The sequence below is a fragment of the Edaphobacillus lindanitolerans genome (assembly GCF_900156305.1).
GTDB lineage: Bacteria > Bacillota > Bacilli > Bacillales_A > Planococcaceae > Bhargavaea > Bhargavaea lindanitolerans.
The window spans coordinates 294,665-307,584 of the sequence record NZ_FTPL01000003.1; the positions used below are offsets into that span (position 1 = coordinate 294,665).

12 protein-coding genes and 4 tRNA genes are annotated in these 12,920 nt (G+C 54.2%); 12 read left to right on the forward strand and 4 right to left on the reverse strand.

Features of this window, described 5'->3' with window-relative positions; genetic code table 11:
* Positions 1–14 precede the first annotated feature (14 nt).
* The gene (locus tag B0B07_RS10895; RefSeq protein ID WP_076758905.1) at positions 15–1,415 is read left to right on the forward strand and encodes a VWA domain-containing protein; all 1,401 of its coding nucleotides are present in this window, start codon (positions 15–17) and stop codon (positions 1,413–1,415) included.
* Between the two features lie 83 nt (positions 1,416–1,498).
* On the opposite strand, the gene B0B07_RS15060 is transcribed toward B0B07_RS10895, so the two are convergent.
* Both B0B07_RS15060 and B0B07_RS10905 read right to left on the reverse strand, forming a co-directional pair.
* Positions 1,499–2,320: a restriction endonuclease gene (locus B0B07_RS15060; protein ID WP_084186655.1), complete on the reverse strand. Its 822-nt coding sequence runs from the start codon at positions 2,318–2,320 to the stop codon at positions 1,499–1,501.
* 157 nt (positions 2,321–2,477) lie between these two features.
* A complete protein-coding gene (locus tag B0B07_RS10905; RefSeq protein WP_076758906.1) occupies positions 2,478–3,080 on the reverse strand; it encodes an HD domain-containing protein in 603 nt (200 codons plus the stop codon).
* A gap of 640 nt (positions 3,081–3,720) precedes the next feature.
* Between B0B07_RS10905 and B0B07_RS10910 the strand changes: the two genes are divergently transcribed.
* The 4 genes from B0B07_RS10910 (at position 3,721) to B0B07_RS10925 (ending at position 4,283) form a co-directional block, all read left to right on the forward strand.
* Positions 3,721–3,792, forward strand: a tRNA-Glu gene (locus B0B07_RS10910).
* A 5-nt stretch (positions 3,793–3,797) separates the two neighbouring features.
* Positions 3,798–3,881: transfer RNA gene (locus B0B07_RS10915), tRNA-Tyr, on the forward strand.
* A 241-nt stretch (positions 3,882–4,122) separates the two neighbouring features.
* A tRNA-Gln gene (locus B0B07_RS10920) sits at positions 4,123–4,197 on the forward strand.
* Positions 4,198–4,210: 13 nt separating this feature from the next.
* Positions 4,211–4,283: transfer RNA gene (locus B0B07_RS10925), tRNA-Lys, on the forward strand.
* A 45-nt stretch (positions 4,284–4,328) separates the two neighbouring features.
* Here B0B07_RS10925 and B0B07_RS10930 read toward each other — a convergent pair.
* Complete coding sequence (locus B0B07_RS10930) at positions 4,329–5,129, reverse strand: zinc metalloprotease (RefSeq protein ID WP_076758907.1); 801 nt, start codon at positions 5,127–5,129, stop codon at positions 4,329–4,331.
* Positions 5,130–5,337: 208 nt separating this feature from the next.
* Here B0B07_RS10930 and B0B07_RS10935 point away from each other — a divergent pair, with 208 nt between their 5' ends.
* Entirely contained in the window at positions 5,338–5,910 is a 573-nt protein-coding gene (locus tag B0B07_RS10935; protein WP_076758909.1) for a GNAT family N-acetyltransferase, read from the forward strand.
* Between the two features lie 53 nt (positions 5,911–5,963).
* Here B0B07_RS10935 and B0B07_RS10940 read toward each other — a convergent pair whose 3' ends face one another.
* Complete coding sequence (locus B0B07_RS10940) at positions 5,964–6,845, reverse strand: LysR family transcriptional regulator (RefSeq protein ID WP_076758911.1); 882 nt, start codon at positions 6,843–6,845, stop codon at positions 5,964–5,966.
* 107 nt (positions 6,846–6,952) lie between these two features.
* Between B0B07_RS10940 and B0B07_RS10945 the strand changes: the two genes are divergently transcribed.
* The 6 genes from B0B07_RS10945 (at position 6,953) to B0B07_RS10970 (ending at position 12,900) form a co-directional block, all read left to right on the forward strand.
* On the forward strand, positions 6,953–8,056 hold the full coding sequence (locus tag B0B07_RS10945; RefSeq protein ID WP_076758913.1) for a citrate synthase/methylcitrate synthase: 1,104 nt from the start codon (positions 6,953–6,955) through the stop codon (positions 8,054–8,056).
* A 120-nt stretch (positions 8,057–8,176) separates the two neighbouring features.
* Positions 8,177–9,079 (forward strand): arginase, encoded by a 903-nt coding sequence (gene rocF / locus B0B07_RS10950; protein ID WP_076758914.1) that lies wholly within the window; start codon positions 8,177–8,179, stop codon positions 9,077–9,079.
* A 159-nt stretch (positions 9,080–9,238) separates the two neighbouring features.
* Entirely contained in the window at positions 9,239–9,802 is a 564-nt protein-coding gene (gene sigW, locus B0B07_RS10955; RefSeq protein ID WP_076758916.1) for an RNA polymerase sigma factor SigW, read from the forward strand.
* 12 nt (positions 9,803–9,814) lie between these two features.
* Positions 9,815–10,453 (forward strand): anti-sigma factor family protein, encoded by a 639-nt coding sequence (locus tag B0B07_RS10960; RefSeq protein ID WP_076758918.1) that lies wholly within the window; start codon positions 9,815–9,817, stop codon positions 10,451–10,453.
* Positions 10,454–10,682: 229 nt separating this feature from the next.
* Entirely contained in the window at positions 10,683–11,519 is an 837-nt protein-coding gene (gene cdaA, locus B0B07_RS10965; protein WP_076759271.1) for a diadenylate cyclase CdaA, read from the forward strand.
* On the forward strand, positions 11,512–12,900 hold the full coding sequence (locus B0B07_RS10970; RefSeq protein WP_076758920.1) for a CdaR family protein: 1,389 nt from the start codon (positions 11,512–11,514) through the stop codon (positions 12,898–12,900). The genes cdaA and B0B07_RS10970 overlap by 8 nt, the downstream gene beginning before the upstream one ends.
* Positions 12,901–12,920: the final 20 nt, after the last annotated feature.

The window sequence follows — 12,920 nt, forward strand, 5'->3', positions numbered from 1 at the left end:
CCGCCCGAGGAGGGGTGACCATCAAAGATAACCTTACGGTGCTGAATGTGGATGCGTTCGACCAGCGGCGCTTCAGAGAGATTCTGGGTCTGTCAAAGGGACTCCAGAAGCTTGCAGGCGAGGCGGCCATGCCGCTGTTCGAGCCATTGCTCGGTGACATCTGGGCTTCTTTTTATAAGATGAAACCGGCATTGTTGGAGACAGTGGATGAACGACTTGGGGTCAATAAAATGATGATGGAGATCATCATGGACGACCAAGCCTTTGCGTCCTACCGGGACCTCACCCGTTTGAATGACCTGGCATCCGCCATCGGTACCCTCAAGACCGGTGAACAGACCCGGCAATGGCTGGCAGAGCAGATGGAGCGGGACGAAGGCCTCCGGGCACTGAATCAAAAACTCCAAGAGCTGGCCGGACAACAACGGCCGCAGGAAGAGGAGGCCGATCAAGAGGCCTCTGAAGTAATGGAAGAATTCAATGAAAAAATGCAGCAGACCCTGCTCGAAAATCGTGACAGCTACCGGGAGGCGATGGACCGGGCGCTCCGGGAAGCCCGGGAAGTGGGCGAAGGGCTGAAATCATTGATCGGCGGCATGAGGGCAGGTGACGGGGATGCAGAAATGAAGAAAGTCCCTCTTCGCGACAAACTATTGCTGGCGGAGAAAATGGCTTCTATGAATCAGATGAAACAAATAGCCGAATGGGCTGGTCGCTTCAAACAAGCAGCGCGGAAGAAGCAGAGGCCAAAACAACGTCACGCTGCGGCCAGACAGGGCGTGACAACCGGCATCGACATCGAAAACTTGCTGCCCGCCGAGCTCAGCCTGTTCACGCATCCGATGACCAAAATCGATTTCCTCCGGCGCTTTTCGGAGAGGCAGACGATGCAATTTGAACAGCAGGGACCCGAATCATTGAACCGGGGCCCGGTCGTCCTCTGTCTTGATCAGTCCGACAGCATGAGCAGCCTCGACAACCAGGCAAAAGGATTTGCGCTGGCCCTCCTGTCCATCGCGAAGAAACAGAAGCGGGACTTCTGTCTTGTACTGTTTTCGACCCGTGTCCAAGTGTTCAAGTATGAGCGGGGAGAAATTGGGGCCGCGGAAATGATCCGGCTCGCAGAGACTTATTTGAGAGGCGGCACGGACTTTGAGCTGGCGCTCGGCGAAGCACTGGGCGTCATCAGCGAAAGCCGGTTCAAGCAGGCCGATCTCGTATTTGTGACCGACGGTGAAGACCGGCTGACGGATCCTTTCCTGGACCGCTTCACGAAGGAGAAAAAAGAGAAGGCGTTCGAGGTGCTTTCTCTTTTGATCGGGACCAAACGGGAAACCGTTGAATCGTTCACCGACCGGGTGATCCAGGTGAAGGATTTCGACGATGAAGGCAGTTTTGTTGCGTTTGAGGTGTAATCTACACTGATACAGGGGCTCTTCGGCCCCTTTTTTAAGGTCATTATGAATACCGCCGAAGGGAACAGAAGAAACTCAATGATCTATTTGTTATTGTACTTCCGAATTAAATCCTGTAACCCCTCGCGGTCAATCATTGCGACATTATTTGATCGTGCTGATATCTTTGCTTTTTTACTGAAATAACGATTTGTGATGACAGCTTTCTTTTGAACCTTGTAATGCCCTCCACCACCGCAGACCTCGTTTACCGCTGCCACACCTACTGTTCGACCTTCTCCGTAACATTTGGCTTGAATGCCTGTTTTAATCTTGTTTTTTATAATGATGAGATCTACTCCATAATCTGTATGAGGCGTAAGCTCTACGTAATAACCAAGGCCGTCAAAGAGTTTGAAGAGAAATTTCTCGAACTCTGTTCCTGACATATTATCTATGTCTTCCATAGAGACAAAATCGACGTGGAAGCTTTTTTTACGTAAATTACGTAAAAAAGAAGGGAACATCATTTCAAACTTTTTTGCTCTTTGGCCTATACTGCGCCTAAACAGAAATAAAACTAAAAAGAAAAAAACAACCATTTGATACGAAAAATTGAGCATAGACGCTATCAATAAAACATTTAAAAAGATGTAAAGATAGAGGGTTAACTTCTGCTTTGGTTTCCAATTTTGAATACGATGTGTACGCCGGAAAGACTTGTTCAACCCCAGTAATCTAAATAACATAACACTAATAAGAATAAGAAAGACCCAAAATAAAAGCGAGGCAGGAAGATCATTTTGAAGGAGTATTTGAGAGGTAATCTCCATGCCCAAGAAAAATAATCCAAGAATGAGAAGGCATTTTCTTAATGGTTTTGGTACAAAGTAATTTTCTTCTCTTTTGTTACGGTTTTTATCCATTATTGGACTCCTTATACTGTGCTGAGGTTAGGATGTCCAAAATGGTTTGCCAACAGTACAAGCACTAAACGAAATCATGATCTACAGTGGAGTATGATCCGGGAAAAAAACTCCTCTGAATGACCAGCCGGTTAACTTAATACTCGGAGGAATTTTCTTATATGATACCGTTCCATTCCTCTTCAAACTCCTGAAGGAATTCCTCCATGAACCGATGCCGCGCTTCTGCAATCCGCTTTGCTTCATCGGTGTTCATCAAGTCCTTCAGCTTCAGCAGCTTTTCGTGAAAGTGGGCGATGGAGGTTCCTTCCGCATCCTTGGGATCATGAATCGCCCGTCCGCGGTTGCCGCCGAATGCGAAGGTACGGGCAATGCCGATGGCACCGATCGCATCAAGCCGGTCGGCATCCTGGACGACCTTGCCTTCAATCGTCGACGGCCGGTTGCTGCCGTTTTTGCTGAAGGAGACCTCGCCGATGATTGTGCAGACGGTTTCTATTTTTGCGGCCGGCACATGATGTTCGGCCATGAACGCCCGTGCATTCCGAAGGCCGTTTTCCGGGCCAAAGAGCTTCGGGTCATCCGCGTCATGGAGCATGGCGGCAAGCCCGACAAGCTCCCGGTCGGCATCTTCCGCTTCTGCGAGCCGCATCGCCATCCGGTACACGCGAAGCGTATGGTGGACGTCGTGCCCCGTTGCGTCGCTGTTGAACAACTCGCTGATCCGAACCAGTGCTGCGTCGTATAAAGCATGATTCATGTTGATTTCCCCCCCTGGTTGGCAATTCTCCGATCGTTGCCGATTGGCAAGTGGTTTACCTTCATTCTACCATCCGCAAATGGGGAAGACCGGCAGATAGAATAAAGCTTCACTATTTCAAAAGGTTCTCCATAGTTCACAGCGCGTCTCCATAATTCAGAACGGCTGTCCATAGTTCACAAGGCGTCTCCATAATTCAGAACGGCCGTCCATAGTTCACAAGGCGCCTCCATAATTCCTAACGGCTATCCATAGTTCACAACACGTCTCCATAATTCAGAACGGCTATCCATAGTTCACAGCGCGCCTCCATAATTCATAACAGCCGTCCATAGTTCACAGTGCGTCTCCATAATTCAGAACGTGTCTCCATAATTCAAAGCGGCAGTCCATGATTCACGACGCGTCTCCATAATTCAAAACGTCTGTCCATCATTCACAACGGGCTCCCATAATTCAAAATCCTTCCCCTTAACTCGAAGAACGGTAACAGCCGATGCGCGGTCCGTTCCCATGCCCTGATTTACAGCTCAAACCACATCCGGGGAGGGCCTTTAACAAAAAATATTCCGACTTCAAAAAATGTGTTGCGCGGCCCGTTTTTCTTTGCTAATATAAACGTTGTCCGATTGAGGACTACGGCCCCTTGGTCAAGCGGTTAAGACACCGCCCTTTCACGGCGGTAACACGGGTTCGAATCCCGTAGGGGTCATATATGGAGGGGTAGCGAAGTGGCTAAACGCGGCGGACTGTAAATCCGCTCCTTCGGGTTCGGCAGTTCGAATCTGCCCCCCTCCACCACTCATGTTTATTCTCCGTGAAAACGGGCATAACTAATGAAGTAAGCTTACAGACGTACGTGATCTGAATGAAGCTGACGCAGAAATGCGCCGCTCATCTCCAATTCCTGCCATGAAAATGGCGAGGAGCAAGCAGGTCAAGGAAGCGATTGAACGAAAGAGGGAGCGTACAAAGCGTACGTGACCGAAAGAGTGAATGAAGCTGACGCAGAAATGCGCCGCTCATCTCCATTTTCATACGTTGGGGTATAGCCAAGCGGTAAGGCAACGGACTTTGACTCCGTCATTCGTTGGTTCGAATCCAGCTACCCCAGCCACTTTTTTTATTTTGAGCCATTAGCTCAGTTGGTAGAGCATCTGACTTTTAATCAGAGGGTCGCAGGTTCGAGCCCTGCATGGCTCATACGGAACGCCTTCCCAGGCCGGGAAGGCGTTTTTGATTATGCACTTATTGTTCCATGCCGCCGGTCTTCCGGTTTTTCCGGTCCTCGTCGTCCTCCCGTCCATCCTCAGGGTCCCGCTCGTCCGACGGGGGATCCGCCCGGCCTTCGAGGTTTCCCTCATCGGGGGAATCCCCGGACTCCCGTCCTTCCCGCTCTCCGGTCTGCTCATCGTTCTTCTCCTTCTCCTTTTCCTTTTCCTTTTCCTTCTCCCGCTTCTCGTCCTCTTCTCCGACATCCCGGATTTCCTCTTTCTTCTCCTCGAGTTCTTCCATCTGCTCTTTGTACTCTTCCTCGACTTCCGAGGTGGACGGGATGAACGGCTCGTCATTATAATCCGTCCGCTTCCCGTACCGGAGCATCTCATAGATGAGCATGCCGTTGTTCGGCATGCCGTTCACCGTCTTCATCGGCACCAAATCAAACAGCACGTAATAAAACTGATAGAAGATGAACCGGCTCCAGAATGTTTCGAACTTCACGATGACGCCGTTTGCCAGCAGCGCATTGATCGTCAGCCCGGTGATGGCGTTCACCAGGATCGGCCCCGAGTAAATGGCGATGTATGCCCATTTATTTTTGTGCTTCAGCTCATCGTACGAGTACCAGCTGTATAAATGATAGTATCTGCGGACGTCCACGATTCCGTATTTGAATATTCGCGGTCCGGAGCCGATCGTGATTCGCGGCTTCTTCACCCCGAACAGCCAGCTGACGATCAGATACCCGAGTTCCCGCATGAAGATGACGACCGGCAAGATGATGAACGCGGAAATGATCAGTGATAACAGGTCCCTCAGGCCGAACATGTAAAACCTCCTCCATCCCCTTGGCCCGTGCATCCTCCTTCTATACCCGGTTTAACATCAATTATTTCTCTGACTTCACTGGTAAAAAAGGCCTCTTATTTGGGGATAAAAGAAGAGAACGCACGCGCGGCGGCGGACCCATGACCGATGCGGAGATCCAGGCTGTTTCGCTATAATGGGGACAGAAATCGAACAGGGAGGCGGGAACATGCCGGTATTGGAATTGAACGGCGTCCGGCTTCGGCCGCTCGAGCGGTCGGACTATGAGGCGCTCTGGGGGCTTTATTCCCCCGATATCTTCTTTTTCATGCTCAATCAGGTGGAGACGAAGGAGAAGTTCGACAACTGGCTGGAAACCGGCGTCCTTGCGATGGAGACGGGCCACAGTTGCCGGGCGTTTGCAGTGACAGATGCCGATACCGGAGAAATGATGGGGACCACCCGCATATTCGGGATCGACCCGTTCAACAAACTGTGTGAAATCGGATCGACTTTTTACGGGAAGGCATTCCAGGGGACACACGTCAATACGACGGCGAAATATCTTCTGCTCCGTCACTGCTTCGAAGAGCTCGGCATGATCCGTGTCCAGTTCAAGACCGATTCGGAAAATATCCGCTCACAGAAGGCCATTGCACGCATCGGCGCCAAGCACGAGGGCGTTCTTCGCAATGAACGCATCCGTTCAACCGGAAAGCCGCGTGACGTACACCTGTATTCGATCATCGACCGGGAATGGCCGAATGTAAAGCGCCGCCTGGAGGAATTGATGGATCGTTGAGGGAAAAGATCAGCCCGATGCCGGTCTACACGTTTGGGATGTTGGAATCCGCTTCAGCCGAAGTAATACCGGGAAACCGATCCGAGAAATTCCTCGATGAGTTCGTCTTTTTTCCGATAGAGTGCGTAGGTGGACGCGACAGGCAATGGAACGAGATCGAAATGCGGCTGCATCAGCTTGCCTTCGGTTAATTCGCGGCGAATGGTGGAGTGAGGCAGGAATGTCACCCCGAGACCTTCCTCCACAAACCGTTTTGCAATATGGGCCTGTGTTACTTTCATCGTCCGAAGACCCGGCACTCTCCGGCTCAGCTGTGGGATGAGCGCGTCCCAGTATACGGGGTGGTGATGGGTGAACAGCCGATGCGCCTGCAACACTTCCAGCGGATCGATCGGCGGTCCGCTTTCTTCGTCATACACATCCTGGGGCATGACGAACAGCACCGGATCCTCATACAGCTTCTCCGACTGGACAGACTTGAGCCTGGAAGGCAGCGCGGAAATCCCGAGATGGACGAGCCCCTCCTCGACGAGAGGTTCGATGGCGGCAGACTCTTCCACGCGGATGGTGATTTCCGTGTCCGGATGGGTCTCCATGAACGCTCGGAGGATATGGGGGAGCACGGTCCCGCCCATCAGCGGGGAAATGCCGATGTTCCATGACCGTCTGAATCCTTGGGAGAAGGAACGCACCCGCTGGATGCTCTGATCGAGTTCCATCAGAAGTCGCCGGGCTTCCGGATAAAACATCCGCCCTGCGTCAGTCAGAGAGACGCGGTTGTTTTTCCTGTCGAACAATGCGGTCCCGAGTGCTTCCTCCAAAGAACGGATCTGGACGGTCACATTCGGCTGTGACATGAGGAGGCGCTCTGCGGCCTTTCGAAAATTGAGTTCTTCCGCGGCTGTGCAAAATGTCCGGAGCCACTGGTTTTCCATCCGACTCACTTCCTGGTCAATTAATTTTGTTTATTGAGCCAATTATAAAACATTAATTTTCTTTATCAAACACCCCTTCTATACTAAAAGGAAAGGAGGGGTCGAAGATGTTTCAGAAAGGGTTGAAGGGAGTCGTTGCCGTCCAGACGGCAATTGCCGAAGTGGACGGACAGAACGGCCGGCTCATGTACCGCGGCCGGACGGTGGAAGAGTTGCTGCCGGGGAGATCCTATGAGGAAGTGGCTGCGTTTCTGTGGGACGGGGAGCTGCCCGGAGAAGCTCGGCTGGAGGAAGTGGACGGATGGCTCAAGGAGGGCAGGAAGCTTCCGGACCATGTCCAAGCTCTCCTGGATGTTCTTCCGGAAGATATGGAAATCATGGATGCGGCACGGACGGCGATATCGGCTTATTCGCATCCGGAATTCCGGAGCCGTCCAATCCGGGAGCAGGCTGCACTTCTCACGGGAGCGCTTCCTGTGATTGTCTCCGCTCATTACCGCAAGAGGAGCGGTCTCGGGAAGATTGCGCCGGATTCCGCTCTTGGTCAGGTCGCGAACTACCTGTGGATGCTTACGGGTGAAAAACCGTCACCGGCGAAGGCCGAGGCGCTCGGCATGTATCTGAAGCTCACGATGGAGCACGGGATGAACGCCTCGACATTCGCGGGGCGGGTCACGATCTCGACGGAATCCGATCTGACGGCAGCGGTCACTTCCGCTCTCGGTGCGATGAAGGGACCTCTCCACGGCGGGGCACCGTCCGGCGTCATCGACCTGCTCGAGGAAGTGAAGGCATCGACCTCGATCACGGAAGTCATCGAAGGCAAGCTTGCTGCCGGCGAGAAGATCATGGGATTCGGCCACCGGGTCTACCGGACTGCAGATCCGAGGTCCGTATTGTTGAGGGAGACCTGCAGGGGGCTCGAAGGCCAGGACGATTGGCTCGACCTCGCCGTCACGGCAGAAAACGAGATCACCCGGCTCCTGGATGTGCACAAGCCGGGCCGGAAACTGTACACGAATGTCGAATACTACGCGGCGGCAGTGATGCGGGCGATCGACATGCCGCCGGATCTGTTCACGCCGACCTTCAGTGTGGCCCGCATGGTCGGATGGACCGCCCACGCCATCGAGCAGATCGGGGACAATACGATCTTCCGGCCGGAATCCGAATACGTCGTGCAGGACCCGGTTGGACGCCCGTCAAGCTGAACCATTCCACGGATATGTTTCTATTCACGGATGAATAAATATTACAAAACTTGTCCGGTTGAGCCATTCCCGTATTTCGTTCCATAATGGAGAAGTACATAGCGAAAGGGGAATGGGATTATGAAAGACAAGCAGATTTCAATCATCGGCGTACCGGCCGATTTCGGCCAGAGCCGCCGTGGAGTGGATATGGGACCAAGCGCTATCCGATATGCGGGCGTCGAGGACCGCCTGCATGAACTCGTAAAGGAAATCCGCGACGAGGGCGACATTCCGCTCGAAACGGAACTGCCGCGCCACCAGTCCGGCACCAACCTGAAAAACCTCCCGGCGGTCACGGACGGCAACCGCAAGCTCGCCGAGAAAGTATCCGACAGCGTGAAGGAAGGACGCTTCCCGCTCGTGCTCGGCGGCGACCACAGCATTGCAATCGGCACACTTGCGGGTCTTTCGGAACACTACTCGAACCTGGGCGTCATCTGGTATGACGCCCATACCGACCTGAACACGGCAGAAACATCCCCGTCGGGCAATATTCATGGCATGCCGCTGGCGGTCGCGATGGGTCTCGGCCACGAGGACCTCACATCGATCGGCAACGGACCGAAGGTGAAGCCGGAGAACATCGTTGTCATCGGAGCGCGCTCCGTTGATCCCGGCGAGCGCGAACTCGTGAAGGAAAAGGGCATCAAAGTGTACACGATGCATGAGATCGACCGCGACGGTATGACGGCGGTCATGGAAGATGCCCTCCGCTACCTTGAATCCCGCGGAGTGGACGGCATCCACCTGTCCCTCGACCTGGACGGGCTCGATCCGCTTTACACGCCGGGCGTCGGCACGCCAGTCCAGGGCGGCATCAGCTACCGTGAGAGCCACCTGGCGATGGAAATGCTGCACTCTTCCGGCAAGATCACATCCGCCGAATTTGTGGAAGTGAATCCGATCCTCGATGAGCGCAATAAAACAGCAGACGTCGCGGTCGGGCTTATGGGCTCGCTGTTCGGAGAAACCTTGATATAAAAGCATTATTGGCCGGTTCCGATCTTCGGGGACGGCTTTTTAATTTTGCAGGATTTTTAGATTTTCCTTTGCTACAATGGAATGAAAGAAAAAAATGAAACCATCCAGCATGGTCGTGCGTATAGGAGTTAGCCGCATGGAGCGGAGGGAAGACGGAAAATGGAAGACCTTATAAAAAAACGGATCAAGCAAGTCCTGAAGGGGGACCAATCGGCATTTGAAGAAATCGTCTCCCTCTATCAAAACCGGCTCTATCAGGTCTGCTACCGGATGCTCGGAAACAGCCACGAAGCAGAGGACATCACCCAGGAAGCGTTTATCCGGGCTTATATCAATCTGCATACATTTGATCAAAAACGGAAATTCTCCACATGGCTCTACCGGATTGCGACCAACCTCTGCATCGACCGCATCCGGAAGAAAAAGCCCGATGCCTTCCTGGATGCCCCGGTCCCGGGGACGGAAGGGCTCGATCATTACTCGAGCATTGCACATGACTCGCCGTTGCCCGAGGAGGAAGTCGAGCGGATGGAACTCCAGGATCGTGTCCAGTATGAGATTGGGCGCCTGCCGGATAAATACCGTTCGGCAATCGTCCTCCGGTATATCGAAGAACTGCCCCTGCAGGAGATCAGTGAAATCCTTGAACTCCCGCTCGGTACGGTGAAGACGCGCATACATAGGGGCCGCGAAGCCCTTAGGAAACAAATGAAGACTTTGTAGGAGGGAACAGGGATGAAACCGTGTCCGGAAGATATCGTCCGATATATGCATGATTATCTGGACGGGGAAATCACCCGCCGGGATGAGCAGATTTTAAAGGAGCACCTGGAGAAGTGTCCGGAGTGCCAGCAACATATGGACGGGCTCAGCCGTTCTGTCGCATTCCTTAAGAGCGCCGCTCCGATAGAGGCGCCGGAAGGCCTCGCCAGCGGCATCATGGCATCGTTGCCGAAAGAGCGGCAGGGCGCGGGCGTCCGCCGCTGGTTCGGGCGGCACCCGATGCTCGCTGCAGTTGCCATGTTCGTTCTGCTGGCAGGGGCGGCCTTGCTCTCCAATTTCAATACAGAAGACCAGTTTGCCGTTTCCAGGCAGCCAAACCTCGTCGTCGAGGGGAACAAAGTCACCGTTCCCGAAGGCGAAACCGTGAAGGGCGACCTCGTCGTCAAAAACGGGGAGCTCCACATCGAAGGGGAAGTCGAGGGCAACGTCATGGTGATCAACGGATCCAAATATATGGCCTCCACCGCAATTGTCACCGGCCAGGTGGAAGAGATCAACCAGGCCTTCGAGTGGCTCTGGTACAAGATCAAGGCCGCCGTCAAAGACAGCATCTCCTTCTTTGAAGGGGACGGCGGTGACGGGGAAGAATAGACGCTAAGCGAAGGTCCGCCCTGTATGGGGCGGACCTTTTAATTTTGCAGGGGTGCAGAAGACGAAGCAGGGCCGGAAATTTGAGCGACCGGCCGGGCAGGGGCGGCGCCGTGACAGGACCGAACAGACACGGTGCAGGAGGATGGCGCCAACCGGCTCACACAAGCGCCGGCGGCACCCGGTGTGTTATAATGAACGATATGCAACAGGAGAAAAGGCGGGGATGCCTGTGTCGTTTTTTGAACGTTTCTCGGACCTGTCAATCTGGGAGGTACTCATCAACATCGTTGATATCCTCCTCGTATGGTTCGTGCTTTATAAACTGATCGCCATCATCAAAGGCACGAAGGCCGTCCAGCTGCTGAAGGGCCTTTTCGTCATCATCATCGCCTGGTTCGTCACGAAGGAGCTGGGCCTGAGGACGCTCTACTGGATCATGGAACAGGTGCTCAGATGGGGGTTCCTGGCGATCATCGTGATCTTCCAGCCGGAGCTTCGGCGCGCGCTTGAGCAGATCGGACGGGGCAAGCTGTTCTCCCGCGGTTCCCAGCAGGAAGAGGAAGAGCGCAACCGCCTGGTCGAGTCGGTCACGAAGTCGGTCGGCTACATGGCAAAGAGGCGGATCGGCGCGCTCATCTCGATCGAGCGGGAAACCGGGCTCAGCGAATACATCGAGACGGGGATCCCGATGCATTCCGATCTCACGTCGGAACTGCTCATCAATATCTTCATCCCGAATACGCCGCTCCATGACGGTGCGGTCATCGTCCAGCAACAGCGGATTGCGGCGGCTGCGTGTTATCTGCCATTGTCTGAAAGCCCGTTCATCTCGAAGGAACTCGGCACCCGCCACCGCGCTGCGCTCGGCCTCAGCGAAGTGACGGATGCCATCACGGTTGTCGTCTCGGAGGAGACGGGCGCCGTCAGCCTCACGGCGAACGGAGACCTCCACCGGAACTTGTCGACGGAGGAGTTCGAAACGCTCCTCCGCAAAATGTGGTTCGGCCCTGTTCAAGAACCCCAGACCGGACCAAAGCGGAAACGGGGAGTGAAGAAAAATGGATAAGTTCATGGACAATCCATGGTTCCTCAGGGGCGTCGCCTTTGTCCTCGCCGTCCTGCTGTTCCTCGTCGTGAAGACCGAGGAGGACCAGGCGGGACGTGCGGCCGCGGGCACGGACATCGCCGTGCTGCAGGATGTGCCCGTCGAAGTGTTCTATGATGACGAAAACCTCGTCGTCACCGGCGTTCCGGAATCCGTCAACCTGACGATCGAGGGACCGGCGAATATCGTGCAGACGACGCGGGCCCTGAAGGACTTCACACTGTTCGTGGACCTTCGCTCGCTTGTCATGGGCTCGCACACGGTCAGGATCCAGCACGAGAACCTGTCCGACAAGCTGGACGTGCGGATTGATCCTGACACGGTCGACGTGATGATCGAAGAACGGATCACGCGGGAATTCCGGGTGGATCCGGAACTGAACGAGCGGCTGCTTGCTGAAAATTACATCATCAATTCCATAGAAACCGATCCGGCGACGGTCATGGTGACCGGTGCGAAGAGCATCGTCGACTCGATCAGCTTCGTGAAGGCGTCGATTTCCGCGGAAGGCGGGATCGACGGCCCGATCGAGCAGCAGGCCCGTGTCCGGGTGCTCGACCGTGAACTGAACAAGCTCAACGTCGACATCGAGCCTGCGGAAGTCACGGTCAAGGCCGATATCTCCGAGTACACACGGAATGTCCCGATCACCTTGAAGCGGACGGGCGAGCTGCCGGAAGGGATATCGGTGAATGAAATGACCACCGCGACCGACACGGTCAAAGTGTCCGGACCGAAGAGTGTGCTGGACAAGCTGGAAGAAATCCCGGTTGAGGTCGATCTGGCCAAAGTCACCGGCACCGGCAAGCTGTCCGTCGAGGTTCCGAAACCGTCCGGGGTGACGAAAGTGTCGCCGGGCAAGATTGAAATCAATGTCAAGACGAACAAAAAAGAAAGCGATGAAGCGCAGGCCGATGCGGAAGAAACGGATGAGCCCGAAACGGACGCGGAGCAGACAGAAAACGACAAATCTGAGGATATTGCCGCCAAACCTCCTGCCGAATCGGAGGAAACCCCTCCGCCTGCTGAACCAGAAGAAGGAAATTCATCGGCTGAAGTCGAAGAAAGTCAGGAACTCAACGGAATGATGATTGAGATCCGTGGACTTGTGGAAGGTAAGAAGGGGGAAATCGTCCAGCCGCCGAACGGCCAGTTGAATCTTACGCTGAAGGGCAAGCGGGCTGCGCTTGCCTCTGCAGCGAAGAAAGACTTTGCCGTGTTTGTCGATGCGACGGGGCTGCCAGACGGGGAATCGTCGCTGAATGTCCAGGTCAACGGGCCTGAGGGCATCGATGCGGTTCCGTCCGTCAATCGAGTGACCGTCCGCATTTTGACCGCTTAAACGATAAACTTGAACTTCTA